13 protein-coding genes and 1 tRNA gene are annotated in these 16,401 nt (G+C 65.6%); 10 read left to right on the forward strand and 4 right to left on the reverse strand.

Annotated features, from left to right (window positions below; translation table 11 throughout):
• The first annotated feature begins 215 nt into the window (after positions 1-215).
• From tyrS to ACZZZM_RS13350, 3 genes are all read left to right on the forward strand, one after another.
• Complete coding sequence (tyrS, locus tag ACZZZM_RS13340) at positions 216-1,433, forward strand: tyrosine--tRNA ligase (RefSeq protein WP_463595573.1); 1,218 nt, start codon at positions 216-218, stop codon at positions 1,431-1,433.
• Positions 1,430-2,713, forward strand: coding sequence for a hypothetical protein (locus tag ACZZZM_RS13345; RefSeq protein WP_463595574.1), 1,284 nt, complete (start codon positions 1,430-1,432; stop codon positions 2,711-2,713). The genes tyrS and ACZZZM_RS13345 overlap by 4 nt, the downstream gene beginning before the upstream one ends.
• A gap of 110 nt (positions 2,714-2,823) precedes the next feature.
• On the forward strand, positions 2,824-3,138 hold the full coding sequence (locus tag ACZZZM_RS13350) for a PilZ domain-containing protein (RefSeq protein WP_463595575.1): 315 nt from the start codon (positions 2,824-2,826) through the stop codon (positions 3,136-3,138).
• On the opposite strand, the gene recG is transcribed toward ACZZZM_RS13350, so the two are convergent.
• Entirely contained in the window at positions 3,135-5,186 is a 2,052-nt protein-coding gene (gene recG, locus ACZZZM_RS13355) for an ATP-dependent DNA helicase RecG (RefSeq protein WP_463595576.1), read from the reverse strand. The genes ACZZZM_RS13350 and recG overlap by 4 nt on opposite strands.
• A gap of 72 nt (positions 5,187-5,258) precedes the next feature.
• Between recG and ACZZZM_RS13360 the strand changes: the two genes are divergently transcribed.
• The 3 genes from ACZZZM_RS13360 (at position 5,259) to ACZZZM_RS13370 (ending at position 9,704) form a co-directional block, all read left to right on the forward strand.
• Positions 5,259-5,525, forward strand: a complete 267-nt coding sequence (locus ACZZZM_RS13360; RefSeq protein ID WP_463595577.1) for an FAD assembly factor SdhE — start codon at positions 5,259-5,261, stop codon at positions 5,523-5,525.
• 138 nt (positions 5,526-5,663) lie between these two features.
• Positions 5,664-9,122, forward strand: a complete 3,459-nt coding sequence (mfd, locus tag ACZZZM_RS13365) for a transcription-repair coupling factor (RefSeq protein WP_463595578.1) — start codon at positions 5,664-5,666, stop codon at positions 9,120-9,122.
• A gap of 117 nt (positions 9,123-9,239) precedes the next feature.
• Entirely contained in the window at positions 9,240-9,704 is a 465-nt protein-coding gene (locus ACZZZM_RS13370; protein WP_463595579.1) for a GAF domain-containing protein, read from the forward strand.
• Here the strand turns inward: ACZZZM_RS13370 and ACZZZM_RS13375 are convergent.
• From ACZZZM_RS13375 to ACZZZM_RS13385, 3 genes are read right to left on the reverse strand one after another with little or no spacing between them, the layout of a single operon-like run.
• Positions 9,691-10,563: an alpha/beta hydrolase family protein gene (locus ACZZZM_RS13375; protein WP_463596447.1), complete on the reverse strand. Its 873-nt coding sequence runs from the start codon at positions 10,561-10,563 to the stop codon at positions 9,691-9,693. The two genes, ACZZZM_RS13370 and ACZZZM_RS13375, sit on opposite strands and share 14 nt — an antisense overlap.
• Positions 10,563-10,967 (reverse strand): hypothetical protein, encoded by a 405-nt coding sequence (locus tag ACZZZM_RS13380; protein ID WP_463595580.1) that lies wholly within the window; start codon positions 10,965-10,967, stop codon positions 10,563-10,565. Before ACZZZM_RS13380 ends, ACZZZM_RS13375 begins: the two co-directional genes overlap by 1 nt.
• A complete protein-coding gene (locus tag ACZZZM_RS13385) occupies positions 10,964-12,958 on the reverse strand; it encodes a putative bifunctional diguanylate cyclase/phosphodiesterase (protein WP_463595581.1) in 1,995 nt (664 codons plus the stop codon). The genes ACZZZM_RS13380 and ACZZZM_RS13385 overlap by 4 nt, the downstream gene beginning before the upstream one ends.
• A gap of 82 nt (positions 12,959-13,040) precedes the next feature.
• Here ACZZZM_RS13385 and moaA point away from each other — a divergent pair, with 82 nt between their 5' ends.
• The 4 genes from moaA to ACZZZM_RS13405 all read left to right on the forward strand — a co-directional run bounded on the left by moaA (position 13,041) and on the right by ACZZZM_RS13405 (position 16,399).
• Positions 13,041-14,039: a GTP 3',8-cyclase MoaA gene (gene moaA / locus ACZZZM_RS13390; protein WP_463595582.1), complete on the forward strand. Its 999-nt coding sequence runs from the start codon at positions 13,041-13,043 to the stop codon at positions 14,037-14,039.
• Positions 14,039-14,803 carry an NAD kinase gene (locus ACZZZM_RS13395; protein WP_463595583.1) on the forward strand — a complete coding sequence of 255 codons (765 nt, stop codon included), beginning with the start codon at positions 14,039-14,041 and terminating at the stop codon, positions 14,801-14,803. Before moaA ends, ACZZZM_RS13395 begins: the two co-directional genes overlap by 1 nt.
• A 103-nt stretch (positions 14,804-14,906) precedes the next feature.
• Positions 14,907-14,981, forward strand: a tRNA-Asn gene (locus ACZZZM_RS13400).
• A 170-nt stretch (positions 14,982-15,151) separates the two neighbouring features.
• A complete protein-coding gene (locus ACZZZM_RS13405; RefSeq protein ID WP_463595584.1) occupies positions 15,152-16,399 on the forward strand; it encodes a tyrosine-type recombinase/integrase in 1,248 nt (415 codons plus the stop codon).
• The last annotated feature ends 2 nt before the right edge of the window (positions 16,400-16,401 follow it).

Below are 16,401 nucleotides of genomic sequence, written 5' to 3' on the forward strand. Positions count from 1 at the left end.
ACAGTCCAGCTTCTTGCTCGCGAGGCGGATATAGGCGCCGCTCCCGCCTCTCCCGGCTGGCCCCTTGGTCAGTGCGAACATTGGGAACATTCGCGCGTCTCGGCCATGAGCGCGTCGGCGAATCGCCAGCGGCCCGGTCTCCCGATTCGGTCTATTTTCCCGCGCCGCAGCGCAGGGATGACGCAGCCAATCGCCTTCGCTACACACCCCTCACCATGACCGAATACAAATCCGATCTGCTCCGCTTGCTCTCGTCGCGCGGCTACATCCACCAGGTGACTGACGCCGCCGCACTCGATGCGCTCGCCGCAAAGCAGATCGTGCCCGCTTATATCGGCTTCGATCCCACCGCGCCGTCGCTGCATGTCGGCAGTCTCGTCCAGATCATGCTGCTCCGCCGCCTCCAGCAATCGGGCCACAAGCCGATCGTCCTGATGGGCGGCGGCACCGGCAAGGTCGGCGATCCCAGCTTCAAGGACGAAGCCCGCAAGCTGATGACCGCCGAGACGATTGCCGCCAACATCGCCTCGATCAAGACCGTGTTCGAGCCGTTCCTGACCTTCGGCGACGGTCCGACCGACGCGATCATGCTCGACAATGCTGAATGGCTCGATGCGCTCGAATATCTCCCGTTCCTGCGCGATTACGGCCAGCATTTCTCGGTCAATCGGATGCTCAGCTTCGACAGCGTCAAGCTCCGCCTCGATCGCGAGCAGTCGCTGAGCTTTCTCGAATTCAATTACATGATCCTCCAGGCATATGACTTTCTCGAGCTGTCGCGCCGCCACGCCTGCCGCCTCCAACTCGGCGGCTCGGATCAGTGGGGCAATATCGTCAACGGCATCGAGCTGTCGCGGCGCTGCGACGGCACCGAAGTCTATGGCATCACAACTCCGCTGATCACCACCGCGGACGGCGGCAAGATGGGCAAGACCATGTCGGGCGCGGTGTGGCTCAATCCCGAGCAGCTCCCGCATTACGATTACTGGCAGTTCTGGCGGAACACCGATGATCGCGACGTCGGCAAGTTTCTGCGCCTGTTCACCGATCTCCCGCTCGACGAGATCACCCGCCTCGAAAGCCTGGAAGGCGCCGAGATCAACGAGGCCAAGAAAATCCTCGCCAACGAAGCCACCGCCATGTGCCGCGGCCGCGCCGGCGCCGAGGAAGCGGCCGAAACCGCCCGCAAGCTGTTCGAGGAAGGCTCGGCCGGCGGCGCGCTGCCGAGCTTCGCCGTGCCTGCGGAGGGCGTCAGCATTATCGCCGCCAATGTCGGCTTGGGCTTCGCGGCGTCGAACAAGGAAGTGAAGCGCAAGATCGAAGAAGGCGCGATCCGGGTGAACGACGAAAAGGTCACCAGCGCCGATACCGTCGTAAAGCCGGGCGACAAGATCAGTTTCGGCGCCAAGAAACATGGAGTTCTGACCCTGTGATCCGCAAGATTCTGCTCACCACCCTCGCCCCGCTCGCGCTGATCGCCGCCGCGCCCGCGCCCAATGAGCTCGGCGCGATTGCCGAGGCCTTCGTCCACCTCACCCTGGAAGCCGGCGAGCGCGAGCCCGGCTATGTCGACGCCTATTATGGCCCTGCCGAGTGGCAGGCCGCCGCCAAGGCCAAGCCCCGCGACGTCGCTACGCTCGCCAAGGATGCCGATGCGCTCCAGGCGCGCTTAGGCGCGATCGACCCGGCCAGCCTGAGCAAGGACGAGCAGCGCCGCCGCACCTTCCTGATCGGCCAGGTCCGCGCCGCCCAGACTCGGCTGGCGATGATGCAGGGCAAGAAGCTCAAGTTCGTCGACGAGGCCGAAGGGCTGTTCGGCTTCCGCCCCGAGCTCAAGCCGCTGCCTTATTATGACGGCGTGCTCGCCAAGATCGACGCCATGCTCCCGGGCGACGGCCCGCTCGCCCAGCGCGTCGCCGCGCATCGCCCGGCCAGCCTGGTGCCCTTCGCCAAGCTCGAGCCCGTATTCCGCGCCGCCATCGCCGAATGCCGGGCGCGCACGCTCCCGCATATCTCGATGCCCGCCAACGAAAAGTTCGATCTCGAACTGGTCACCAAGCAGCCTTGGTCGGGCTATAACTGGTACAAGGGCAACGCCCACAGCCTGATCCAGCTCAACACCGATATGCCGGTCACCGTCGGCCGCGCGATCGATATCGGCTGCCATGAAGGCTATCCGGGCCATCACGCGCTCAATGCGCGCCTGGAAGAGCAACTCGCCAAGGGCAAGGGCTGGGTCGAGTTCACCGTCTATCCGCTTTACAGCCCGCAGAGCTTCCTAGCCGAAGGGTCGGCCAACGCCGGCATCAAGCTCGCCTTTCCAGGCGACGAGCAGGAGGCGTTCGAAAAAGCGACGCTCTATCCACTTGCCGGCCTGACCCCGCCGAGCATCAAGGAAAATGCGGCGCTCGATAAGGCGCTGGAGGAACTGAGCCACGCTTCGCTGACCGTGCAGCAGCAATATCTAGACGGTGAAATCGACCGCAACACTGCGATCAAGCTGCTGGCTAAATACGGCCTGAGTTCGCCCGAAGGCGCCGCCGCATCTTTGCCCTTCGTCGACAAGTATCGCAGCTATGTGATCAATTACGGCTTGGGCGAGCAGATGGTAACCGCATCGCTCAACGCCGGGAATCCCAGCCGCGATGAGCGCTGGAAGCGTATGCGCCACATCATCTCGGAGCCGACAGTTCCGGCCGATCTGGACCGATAGCGCCATCGAAACCTGAAATTAAGCATCTATCTAACAAGGATATTCACGCGGGCCTGCTCAGTATGAGTAGCCAAACCTCGAGTTAGTGGGGAACGTGTGTGAGCGTTGGAATGGGTAACCTCGCCCTGGCGGACACCCGCTGTGAAGGTCGCGACGATGTACATTACCGGGCTCGTGCTTTCGGCCCCGACGCGAGGCAGCACACCTTTCTGATCGTCAATATCTCGCCGCACGGCCTCATGGCCCGCTGCGATGCCTGTTTCGAAGTCGGCGACCGGATCCGTATCCAGCTGCCGGTAATTGGTGTCGCGGTGGCGGAAATCCGCTGGTCGCTGGGTGGGCGGCAAGGTGCGCAGTTCGAAACCGCGATCGACCTGGCCAGCTATTACGAACTCATCGCCACGCTGATGCGCGCCAAATATTAACCCGCGCGAAGCAGCCCGACCGCTGCATCCCGCTCGAACAGATATAATGCGATCCGCGCCGCTTCGCCGCGCTCGCTCTTGAGCCCGCGATCCTGATCCTCGAGCAGCCGCGCATCGGCATTGGCCGCCGAGATCAGCGCCGCCAGGCTTTCGGGCGTAGCCAACCGAAAGGTCTGCTCGCCGGATTGCCGCGTGCCGAGCAACTCCCCCGCCCCGCGCAATTCCAGGTCGCGCTCGGCGATCACAAAGCCGTCATTGGTGTCGCGCATCAGTCCCAGCCGCGCCCGCGAAGTCTCGCTCAGGCTACCACCGCGCAGCAGGATGCAGTGCGATTGCCCTCCGCCCCGCCCGACCCGACCGCGCAACTGGTGCAGCTGCGCCAGCCCGAAGCGATCGGCATGCTCGATCACGATCAGCGTGGCATTAGGCACATCGACGCCGACTTCGATCACCGTGGTCGCCACCAGCACGCCGATCTCGCCCGCCGCGAAACGCGCCATCACGGCGTCCTTCTCCGGCCCCTTCATCCGCCCATGGACCAGCCCGACCTTGGCGCCGAACCGCGCCGTCAGCTTGACTGCGCGATCCTCCGCCGCCGCCAGATCGGTCTTCTCGCTCTCCTCGACCAGAGGACAAACCCAATAGGCCTGCTTGTCCGCCGCAAGATGCCGCCCCAACCCCTCGATCACCGCGTCCAATTTGTCCTCGGAGATCACCGTCGTCTGGATTGGTTCGCGGCCCGGCGGCATCTCGTCGAGCCGGCTCACGTCCATCTCGCCGTGCGAGGCCAGCTGCAGCGTGCGCGGGATCGGCGTCGCGGTCATCACCAGCAGATGCGGCGGCACCTGCGCCTTGGCCTGGAGCATCATCCGCTCCGCCACCCCGAAGCGATGCTGCTCGTCGACTACTACCAGCCCCAGGTCGCGATATGCCACGCCCTCCTGAAAGATCGCATGCGTGCCGATCAATATGTCGATCTCGCCCGAGGCCACGCCCATCAGCGTTGCCTCGCGAACCCGGCCCTTGTCCCGCCCGGTCAGGATCGCGATCCGCACATCCAGCCCGGCGAGCAGCCGCGAGAGATTGTCGAAATGCTGCCGCGCAAGGATCTCGGTCGGCGCCAGCAGCGCGCCTTGTGCTCCCGCCTCGGCCGCGATCAACAGCGCCATCAGCGCCACCAGTGTCTTACCCGAGCCGACATCGCCCTGGAGCAGCCGCAGCATCGGCTGGGTCTGCGCCATGTCGCCTTCGATCTCGCCGATCGTCCGCGTCTGCGCGCCGGTCGGCGAATAAGGCAGCTTCAGTCCCGCACGCAACCGCCCATCCCCCTGCAGCGAGCGCCCGCGCTTGCCCCGCGCCTCGCCGCGCACCAGCAGCAGCGCAAGCTGGTTGGCGAAGACCTCGTCATAAGCCAGCCGCTCGCGCGCCTTGGCATCCGCGGGGTCGGCATGGATCCGCGCCAGCGCCTCGCGCCAATCGGGCCAGCCATGCCGCGCCTTCAGGCTCGGCTCGATCCATTCGGGCAGCACCGGCGCGCGCTCGATCGCCTGCGCGGCCATCGCCGCGATCCGCTTCGAAGTGATCCCTTCCGAACAGGGATACACCGCCTCGCGCCCGCCAGCCTCCGCCTCTTCGGCGACCTCGGGATGCACGATCTGCAGCTCCTGGCCATATTGATCGAGCCGCCCACTCACCCAGCGCTTCTCATTCAGCGGCAACAGCTTTTTCGCCCAGCCCGAATTGCCCCCGAAGAATACCAGGCTGACGAAATTGCCATGCGCGTCCGCCGCCTGCACCCGCGCCGGCGCCCGCGCACTGCCGCCGAACCGATAACTCATCGCCGTCAGCGAAATCACGATCGTCCGCCCGACATCGGCCTGCATCAGTTCGTCTCGCGCCACGCGATCGATGAACCCGGTCGGCAAGTGAAACGCCACGTCCACGACGCGGCTCAGCCCCAGCCGGTCGAGCGGCTTGGCGAGTCCTGGGCCGATGCCCTTGAGCGCGGTCACCTCCGCGAAGAGTGGATTGAGAAGTTCGGGCCGCATGACTATCTGCAGCCCTACACCCAAGCCGACGGTCGCTCAAAGCGCCGCCGGCCAATTTGCGTTGGAATGCCTGTGGATCGCGAGACTCATCTGAAGCGCCTGCGTTTCCGCGCTTGGCACCGCGGCATCAAGGAGGCCGATCTGCTGGTCGGCGGGTTCTTCGACCAGCATTCGGAAAGCTGGGACGAAACCGAGCGCCACCTGTTCGAGGAACTGCTTGAGGAGCAGGACGTGGACATCATGGCCTGGGCGATGGGAGCCGCGCCGGTTCCGCCGCGTTATGCCGGAACGCTCATGACCGCCCTTAAGACACTGAACTACGTGCCGGTTTCGGAATAACCTCCCCTCCCTGCACGGGAGGGGTCGGGGGTGGCGGAGGCTTGGCGATACGACCTCCTCCCACCGAACGACTTCGGTATCGCGCGACGCAACCCACCCCCCAGCCCCTCCCATGCAGGGAGGGGAGCAAGAGGCAGAATGCCCGACTTCAACACCATCCTCTCCGCGAAAACCCCGCTCACGCTTGCGGGGGCGCCCACCGGGTTCCTCCCCTGGATGCTGGCGGACATCGCGCGCGCGGGCGGCACCGCCGTGTTCATCGCGCCCGACGAGGCGGCGATGCGCGCCGTCGCCAGCACCGCGCCGTTCTTCGCGCCCGAGCTCGAAATACTCAGCTACCCGGCCTGGGACTGCCTGCCCTATGACCGCGCCAGCCCGACGCTGCGGGTCATGTCCGAACGGCTGGCGACGCTGCACGCGCTCCAGGCCAAGTCGGACAAGCCGCGCCTGCTCGTCACCACCGTCAACGCCGCCACCCAGCGCACGCTCACCCCCTTCCGCATCCGCCAGCTCGTCGCGCGACTCGCCCCCGGCGAGCGCATCGGCCTCGATAAGCTCGCCGCTCTGCTCCAGGCGAACGGCTATGTCCGCCTCGACACCGTCAACGATCATGGCGAGTTCGCGGTCCGCGGCGGTCTGGTCGACCTCTTCCCATCGGGCGCCGAACAGGCGCTCCGCCTCGATTTCTTTGGCGACGAAATCGAATCAGTGCGCACCTTCGATCCGCAGGACCAGCGCACCACCGGCCGCGTCGACGGCTTTACCCTCCTCCCTGCGTCCGAAGCTCTGCTCGACGAAGACAGCATCAAGCGCTTCCGCGCGCGCTATCGCGAAAAGTTCGGCGCCAACGCCACCAGCGATCCGCTCTATCAGGCAATCAGCGACGGCCGCCGCCTCGCCGGCATGGAGCATTGGCTACCGCTGTTCGAAGATCGGCTCGAAACGCTCTTCGATCACTTGCCCCCGGACGCCATCCTCGTCCGCGATGCCGGAACCACCGGCGCCGCCCAGCAACGTTTCGATGCAATCGCCGATTATCAGCAGAACCGCGTCCGCGCCGAAAGTACTGCCCCCGGCAGCTATCGCCCGCTCGACACTGCATCGCTCTATCTGAGCCCGGACGAATGGGAAAAGGCGCAGGATGACGCGTCCGTTCACACCGCGACGCCCTTTCACGAGCCCGAAAGCAAGTCGGTGCTCGATTTCAACGTCGATGGCCCCCGCGATTTCGCACCCGAGCGCGCGGGCGGCACCAATGTCTATGAAGCCGTCGTCGCCCATGTCGCCAAGCTGAGGAAAGCCGGCCAGAAGCCGATACTCGCAAGCTATTCCAATGGCGCGCGCGAGCGGCTGACCGGATTGCTCAACGATCATGGTCTCCAGGGCGCCCAGAATGCCGACGATTGGCAGCGGGCCCTCGGCATCGCCGACAAGGGCGTCGCATTGGTCGTCCTGCCGCTCGATCACGGCTTCACGGCGCCCGATGTCGCGATCCTCACCGAGCAGGACATGCTCGGCGATCGCCTCGTGCGCCGCACCAAGAAGAAGAAATCGACCGACGCGTTCCTCAACGAGCTTGCGACGCTCAGCCCCGGCGATCTGGTGGTCCATGTCGATCACGGCATCGGCCGCTATGAGGGCCTGACCCAGATCCCGGTGCAAAAGGCGCCGCATGATTGCGTCCAGCTCACTTATGCGGGCGGCGACAAATTGTTCGTGCCTGTCGAGAATCTCGAAGTCCTCAGCCGCTATGGCTCGAGCGAGGAAGGCGCGAGCCTCGATAAGCTGGGCGGAGAGGCTTGGCAGCGCCGCAAGTCGAAGATGAAGGAGCGCATCCGCGAGATTGCGGGTGAGCTGATCGCCACTGCCGCCCGCCGCGCAGTCCGTCCCGGCGAAGTCCTCGAACCCGATGCCGGCGGCTACCCCGCCTTCGTCGATCGCTTCCCCTATGAGGAAACCGACGACCAGGACCGCGCGATCGGCGACGTGCTCGGCGATCTCGCCGCCGGACGCCCGATGGACCGGCTCATCGTCGGCGATGTCGGCTTCGGCAAGACCGAGGTTGCGCTGCGCGCCGCCTTCGTTGCGGCAATGGCGGGCATGCAGGTCGCGCTCGTTTGCCCCACGACGTTGCTCGCACGCCAGCACCACCGCAATTTCGTCGAGCGATTCCAGGGCTTCCCGATCGAAGTCGGCCGCCTCTCGCGCCTCGTTCCGGCCGCCGAAGCCAAAGCAACCCGCGAAGGCTTGGCCGAGGGCAAGGTCGACATCGTCATCGGCACCCATGCGCTGCTTTCCAAGACCGTCGACTTCAAACGTCTCGGCCTGGTGATCGTGGACGAAGAACAGCGCTTCGGCGTCACCCACAAGGAGCGACTCAAGGCGCTCAAGGCGGACGTTCACGTCCTGACCCTCACTGCCACGCCGATCCCGCGCACGCTGCAAATGGCGATGTCGGGCCTGCGCGAGCTCAGCGTGATCCAGACGCCCCCGGTCGATCGCCTCGCTGTGCGCACTTATGTTATGCCGTGGGACCCGGTCGTCCTGCGCGAGGCGCTACTGCGCGAGCATTATCGCGGCGGGCAGGCCTATTTCGTCACGCCGCGCATCTCGGACCTGCCGGATATCGAGAAATTCCTCCGCGAGCAGGTGCCCGAGATCACCTATGTCGTGGCGCATGGCCAGATGGCGCCCACCGAAGTCGAAGAGCGTATGTCGGCCTTTTACGACCGCCGCTACGATTTGCTCGTCTCCACCACGATCATCGAATCGGGCCTCGATATCCCCAGCGCCAACACCATGATCATCAATCGCGCCGACAAGTTCGGCTTGGCCCAGCTCTACCAGCTGCGCGGGCGCGTCGGCCGGTCCAAGACACGTGCCTATGCCTATCTGACCACCCCGCCGGAGCGGCAGATGACCGAGACCGCCACCAAGCGGCTCAAGGTGCTGTCCGATCTCGAAACGCTAGGTGCCGGCTTCCAGCTTGCATCGCACGACCTCGACATTCGCGGCGCGGGCAACATGCTCGGCGACGAGCAATCGGGCCACATCAAGGAAGTCGGCTTCGAACTCTATCAGGCGATGCTGGAAGAGGCGATCATGGACGCCAAGGCGGGCGGCATTCGCGAGGAATTGCGCCCCAAGGATCTGTCGCCCTCGATCAACGTCGATGCGCCGATCCTCATTCCCGAGGACTATGTCCCCGATCTCGATCTGCGCATGGGCCTCTATCGTCGTCTCAACGACGTCGAGGATTCGAACGGCATCGAAGCCTTCGCGGCAGAACTGATCGATCGCTTCGGCAAGCTGCCCGATCCGACCGAGAATTTGCTGCGCCTGATCGAGACCAAGCTCAACGCGAAGAAAGCATGCATCGCCAAGCTCGATACCGGGCCAAAGGGCGCCGTGGTTACGTTCTTCCAGGACAAGTTCCCGAATATCGACGGGCTCATGGCCTATGTCGATCGCCTCGGCGGCACTGCGCGGCTGCGGCCGGACATGAAGCTCGTCGTCACCCGCGAGTGGAACAACCCGCGTGCCCGTCTCAACGCTGCGCTGCAGATCTCGCGCGGGCTAGCAAAGGCAGCAAGTTGATCCGTTTTGGCCTTAAGTAAAAGACATTGGTAAGATACTGATTCTACTGTCCTTCGCAGGGGGACAGACTTGGCCGAGCCTGCCATATTTGCGCAAAGACGCAAGCTGAATGAAACCATGTCCGCACTGGCTTCGACGGTCTCGTTCGAAGACCTGGCGGCGATACTATGCGCCGGAGGCCGAGGCATCGCCGCCAGCGACGGCGTAACGGTCATCCGCCGCGAAGGCGATCTCGTGGCCTATATCGCCGAGGATGCGATCAAGCCGCTCTGGACCGGCAAGCGCTTCGCGATCGAAGCGTGCATCTCTGGCCTCGCGATCCTCGAGAATGTGCCCGTCGTCATTCCGGACATCTATGCCGATCCCCGCGTCCCCCATGCTGCCTACCGCCCGACATTCGTACGCAGCATGGCAATGTATCCAATCGGCCTCGTCGCTCCGGTAATGGCTGTCGGCGCCTATTGGCGCGAGCCGCGCGATCTGGACCCCGGCACGTCGGCGCTCATGGCCATGCTGGCGCGGATGGCGAGCGTCGCGCTCAGCCGCATTGCGGTGACAAACATGCAGCTCAACGCCGGCTAGGAAACGCCTTTTCAAGCCAGCCGACCACTGCCGATGCCAACGCGATGCGATGATCGTTGTAACTGTGATCGGTCACGAACTTGACGCGCATGGGCGCCGGTCCGCCGGCCGCTTCGATCGCGTCACCGGCCGCCGTGTCAGACTGGGCATTGCCATCGTCGGAGCTGACGATCAGCGCCGGCCGCCCCGCCATCTTCGCCGCGCGCGTCTTCCAGTCCCATGTCTTTGCATTAGCGACGATCTCATCCGCCATCTCGGCGGCAGTCATGTTGGTGTAGCTTATCTCGTCGGCGAACGCTGGCCCTGCCTCCTGCCGCTTGGCGGGCGTGTCGAGGAAGCTGGCCCACCCACCGATATCGGCCGCGGAAATCACGACGGAGCCCGCGACCTTCGGGTCGTCACCCAGCATCACCGTGTCGAAGCCGCCCATGCTGTGTCCCAGCACGACAATCCTGCTCGCATCCACGCCATATTTGGCGATATTCTCGCCGCTCCGCAGCCAGGCAAGTGCCGCACGCGCATCTTCGATCGTGTTGCCGAAGCTGAACTTGCCGGGCGCGCCCCATACGCCCCGATAATGGATCGCCAGCACGTTCCATCCGGCGCGCTGCATCGCTCGCGCCAGATCGAGATTGAGCTCGGTGCCGGGAAAGCCGTGGAGCAGCAGCACGGTGCCATGTTTGCCCTCCCCCGCCGCCACAAACAGCCGCGCAGGAACCAGAACGCCGCCGGTGGGATAGCGCACTTGCTCCAGCTTCGCAGGGTGCGCCGCGTCCCGAGGGGGATCGGATATCACCACGGACTGGGCATAGGCCATCGGACTAGCCAGGAGCAGCCCGGCCACCAGGATCGATCGCATCACAAAACCCTCCCATTGCTGATGATCAGCGCTTCTTCCTCTTCAGCCTCGAGTTCCTCGATCCCGAATTTCTCGCGCTGCATGTCGAAACCGCCGCTCAGCCAGTCCACATTCCAATTGCCGCTGACCAGCCTGCCCTCGCCGTCGATTCGCCCCGAATAGCGGACTGCATGGTCCAATCGCCCGCTATATTGCTTGACGAAATAGAGCGCCTGCCCGGTCCGGCGCCCGGCAACCGTCGCGCGGCGGATGCCACCGGCGCCCGTATCGTCAGGCTCGGTGATGGTGCCGGTAAACGCCCCCGCCACCTCCTCGATCATCGCGATGAAGCTGTTGTCCTGGCTATCGACCCGGCTGACATAGCGCCCATACCAGACGCCGCTCAGGTCGAGGGGATCGGTCATGCGGCGCGGGCGACCAGTTGCGCCAGCGCCGGCACGTCCACCGGCTCGGAGCACAGGAAGCCCTGGAAATACTGGCAGCCTTCCTTGGCCAGCAAGTCGAGCTGCGTCTGGCTCTCTACGCCCTCGGCAATCACCGAGAGACCCAGCGAGCGGGCCATGTCGATCACCCCGCGCACTACCACGCGGTCGCGCGCGCTTCCCGCAATGTCCTGGCTCAGCCGCCGATCGATCTTGATGTAATCGAGCGGCAGCGCCTTGAGATATGCGAGGCTCGAATAGCCCGTGCCGAAATCGTCGATCGCCACGCGGCACTTAGCATTGCGCAATTCGGTCAGCAGCCGCGATGCTTCGCCGAGATCCGCCATGATCCCGCCTTCGGTGATCTCGACCGTCAGCCGTGCCCGCGGGAAGCCGCTCGCATCGATCCGCCCGAGCAGGCTATCGGCAAAGCCCGGACGCGCGACGTCAGCCGCAGTGACGTTGATCGAAAGCCGCAGCTTGGCTAGCGAAGTTGGCCAATGCGCCGCAGCCGAAAGCGCACGCCGCTGGACATGATCGCTCAGCGTCGCTTCGAGCCCCGCGCGCTCGGCCGCGGCAAACAGCGTCTCCGCGCCAACTTCGCCGAACTGCGGATGCTGCCACCGCGCCAGCGCCTCGACGCCGACGATCTGTCCCGTCGCAATCGCCACCTGGGGCTGGAACAGCACACCGATCTCGCCACGTTCGAGCGCGCGATGGATGCTCCCCACAAGATCGTCGATCGGCGGCGCTCCCGCCCCACGCGGCGCGCTGTCGCCGAGCAGCGTCTCGCTCGCCCGGCGCAGCAGCGTCGCGGCATTGTCTCCGGGGCCGCTCTCGGCACTCGCCAGCCGCGCGCCCAGCGGGGCGATCGCGCCGCCTGCGACGAACGGCCGCGACAGTGCCTCCTCCAGCTTGCCCAGCGCCGCGACTAGCGTCGCGCTGCTCGCATCGTCGCTGGCGACCAGGAATTCCGATCCACCGATCCGCGCGACGATAGATCCCTTGCCCAGCGTCTCGCGCGCCACTTCGGCAACGCGGCGCGAGACTGCGCGGAGCAATTCGTCGCCCGCCGCCCGGCCATAAGCAGTGTTGACCGTCTCGAAGCGCGAAAGCCCGATCAGGATTGCCGCGATCTTGCCGCCTTCGCCTAGCCGCCGGTCGATCCAGCGCCGCGCGCTGGGTCCGTCGCGTGCGCCGGTCAGCGCGTCGCGCACCGCTGCGCTCGCATCAGGCGCCACTCCCAGCGCCTCGACCAGTGCATGCAGCCCGCCGGTTGCTCCATCGAACTGCAGATGCTGCACGACGCGGCCTATACCAGGCAGGTCGTGCGCAAATGCAGTCGATCCGCTCGAATCGCCCAGCCGCCGCAACGCCGAGCGCGCCAGCTGGCGGTCGGCAAGGTCGAGCTTGCGATACAGCGCGCGCATTCCCGGCGCCTCGGGCAGCGAAAGAAGAGCCGCCAGCGCAGGGGTAAGCTGGAGCGATTTGAACTCCGGATCGTAGCGCCACCCCATCGGCTCGGAAGCCGGACCCGCCTCCCCGCTCCAGCCGGCGAGCCGCTCGACATGGCGTAGGGCAAAGCGAATCGCATGCGCCATCGCCGCCGAAGACATCGGGCTGGAGAGGAAATGCGTCGCCCCCGCATCGTAGAAGTGCCGCATGTGCACTGCGTCGCTCTGCGAGACCAGGATCAGCATCGCCGCGCCATGGGCGGAGATCGGCCCGCCCAGGATCTTGGCAGCCTCTAGCCCGTCGCTCATCGCACCGCGCGCGTCGATCACGGCGATCGCCGCGCCGCTTGAGATGAAGCGCTGCTCCACCCCTTCGCTCCGCCGCGCGGCGACGACGCGCCATCCGCCCCCCGCCGCTGCCGCCGCGACTTCGTCGCGCTGGCGGAAGGAAAGCACGAACACCGGCGCCTCTTGCGAGACGGCGGCGACGGTATCGAGCACGGTGAAATCGTCGGACATTCGTGCCTCGATAGCGCGAAGCCTGCGCAGTCGCGAATCCAAAGGCTTGTTTGCCCACAGCTTGTCGCTTAACTCCTGCCGCATGGCCTGCGCCCCAGCCCTGGTTGACCGACATGGGCGCGAGATCAGCTATTTGCGCATCTCGGTGACCGATCGCTGCGATCTGCGCTGCCGCTATTGCATGTCCGAAGAGATGACCTTCCTCCCGCGCGATGCATTGCTGCGGCTCGAAGAGATGGCGTTGATCGCCGAGCGCTTCATCGCCCGCGGCGTCCGCAAGATTCGCCTGACCGGCGGCGAGCCGCTGGTGCGCCGCGATGCGCTCGATCTCGCCCGCCGCCTTGGCCGGCACCTCGGCCATGGCCTGGACGAGCTTACCCTGACCACCAACGGCATGCGGCTCGCCCAGCATGCCGATTCCCTGTTCGAATCAGGCGTGCGCCGCATCAACGTGAGCCTCGACAGCCGCGACCCCGAGACCTTCCGCCACATCACCCGCCACGGTGACGTCGCACAGGTGCTGGCCGGCATCGCCGCGGCCCAGTCCGCGGGACTGCGCGTCAAGATCAACATGGTCGCGCTGAAAGGCCTCAACGAGTCCGAGATCGCGCCGATGCTCGAATGGTGCGCGGCTGAGGATCTCGATCTAACCCTGATCGAGACCATGCCGCTTGGCGCAATCGGTGAAGACCGCACCGACCGGTTCCTTCCGCTCACCGCCGTGCTCGCCGAGCTACAGCAGCGTTTCCCGCTCGTCCGCGACGATCACCGCAGCGGCGGACCCGCGCGCTATTGGCGGCTCCCGAACACCGCCACGCGCCTTGGCCTCATATCGCCGCTCACCGCCAATTTCTGCGACACCTGCAATCGCGTTCGGCTCACCACCGAGGGCAAGCTGTTCATGTGCCTCGGCCATGAAGACCAGGTCGATCTCAAGGCCGCGATTCGCTCGGGCGGGCTCACCGCGCTCGACGATGCGATCGATTCGGCGCTCGCGCTCAAGCCGGCACGCCACGATTTCCGGATCGAAGCCGGCGCGGCTCCCGCGGTCGCCCGCCACATGAGCGTCACCGGCGGATGATGCCTCGCGCGCTTGCCGTTTCGCCCACTGCCCAGGCGCTGGCCGCGGCCGACGAGTTGCGCGATGCCTATGAATGGGTCCCGCTCGATCGGGCCGAATGCGTGGTCGCGCTCGGCGGCGACGGCTTCATGCTCCAGACGCTCCATGCGATGCTGGAGACGCGGCGCATCGTGCCGGTGTTCGGGATGAACCTCGGCACCGTCGGCTTCCTGATGAACGATTGGCGGATCGAGGGGCTCGACGACCGCCTCCACCGCGCCAAGCCCTTCCGCGTCTCCCCTCTCAGCATGACCGCCACTACGGTCGACGGCGAGAAGGTCGTGCTCCCCGCGATCAACGAAGTCTCCTTGCTCCGCGAAACCCGCCAGACCGCCAAGCTAGAGATCACCATCAACGATCGCGTCGTCATGCCCGAACTGGTGGCGGATGGCATGCTGGTGGCTACGCCCGCCGGCTCCACCGCCTATAATCTCTCCGCCCAGGGCCCCATCCTTCCGCTCGGCTCGGCGATGCTGGCGATGACACCGATCAGCCCGTTTCGCCCCCGGCGCTGGCGCGGCGCGATCCTGCCGGAGAAGACGCGCATCGGCATCCGCGTGCTGGAGGCCAACAAGCGCCCGGTCAGCGCCGTCGCCGATCAGCGCGAAGTCCGCGAAGTCGCCGCGGTCCAGGTCGAGATCGACCATACCCGCGATCTGACGTTGCTGTTCGATCCCGAGCATGCGCTGGACGACCGCATTACGATGGAACAATTCGTCGCCTGAGGGCCTCCCGGCAAAAAGACCGGCAAACCGCTATTGCCAGGATCGAAAACCCGCTGCTATAGGCGCGCCTCCGCAGCGGCCCAGGCCGCTCAAGAGACGGTATTCCCCGGTAGCTCAGCGGTAGAGCGTTCGACTGTTAATCGAATGGTCGCCTGTTCGAATCAGGCCCGGGGAGCCAGTCTGCTTTTTCAAGCAGTCTCACACAGCCTCAAAAGGCTTGCTGGCTCAGAGGTTTCCCGCCATCCGTAGTTGCATGCAGTCTCATGCCGTCGCAGCCAAGCGCCCCCACTTTGGGGGCTTCGCCGGGGGCGAGCAATTCGCGATTGGGGGCCTCGGTTGCTGACCGATGTGCAGTGTCGCAAAGCGGCCCCCGGGGAGCGGCCGTACAAGCTGGCCGACGCCCAAGGACTGTACCTGCAGGTCAATCCGACCGGATCGAAGAGCTGGAAGCTCAAGTACCGGTTCCCTGCCGGCGCGACCGAACGCAAGCTATCGATCGGCCCCTATCCCGAAGTGACGCTAAGCGAGGCCCGGGAGGCGCGCGCGCGAGCACGCAAGCTGCTCCGCGACGGGATCGATCCCTCGGTGGAGAAAAAGCAGCGGCACGCGGCCGCTTTGGTCTCGTCGGGCAATACCTTCGAGACGATCGCGCGGGAGTGGCACCGCGTGAAGGCGCCGACTTGGGCGCCGCGATATGCGCAGCAGATCCTGGAGCGGCTGCAGCTGCACGCATTCGCGACGCTCGGCGGCATGGCGATCAAGGACATCACCGCTGCGCTGGTGCTGAAGACCATCCGCGCGATCGAGGCGAAGGGCACCAACGAGATGGCGCACCTGGTGCGCCAGTATATCTCGGCGGTGTTCGTGTACGCGATCGGCGCTGGCCTGGCCGAGGACGATCCGGCGCACGTCATCCGCTCGACGCTCAAGCCGGTGATCAAGAAGCGGCAGCCCGCTTTCACCAACCTCAAGGATGTTCGCTTGGTGATCACCACCATCGATCAGCGGCGCGGCGTTCCGATCGCAACGAAGCTCGCATCGCGGCTGCTCGCGCTGACGGCGGTCCGCCCCGGCGTCATCCCGGGCGCGGCTGCATCGGAGTTCGAGGATCTCGACGGCAAGCAGCCGATCTGGCGAATTCCGGCCGAACGCATGAAGCTCTCGCGCGAGCGCAAGGCGGACGAGGCTTGGGAATTCGTCGTGCCGCTGTCGAAGCAGGCCGTGGCGACCGTGAAGCTGGCGCTGGAGCTGGCCGGGCGGCGCTCGACGATCTTCCCGAGTTCGCGCGCGACGGGCAAGCCCATGTCGAACAACACGCTCGGGGTGCTCTATCGGCACGTCGGCTTCGACGGCCAGCATGTTCCCCATGGCTGGCGATCGAGCTTTTCGACGATCATGAACGAGAAGGCGTCAAAGGCGGGACGGCGCGAGGACCGGGCGATCATCGACCTGATGCTCGCGCACGTGCCCGAAGGCGTCGAAGCGGCATACAACCGCGCCGCCTATATGCCGCGCAGGCGCAAGCTCGCCCAGGAATGGGCGGATCTGCTTATGGAGGGGCTTCCGGGCCCGGCCGAGCTGCTCCGGCGCGACTGACA

The sequence above is a fragment of the Sphingomonas sp. AC522 genome, from assembly GCF_979258125.1.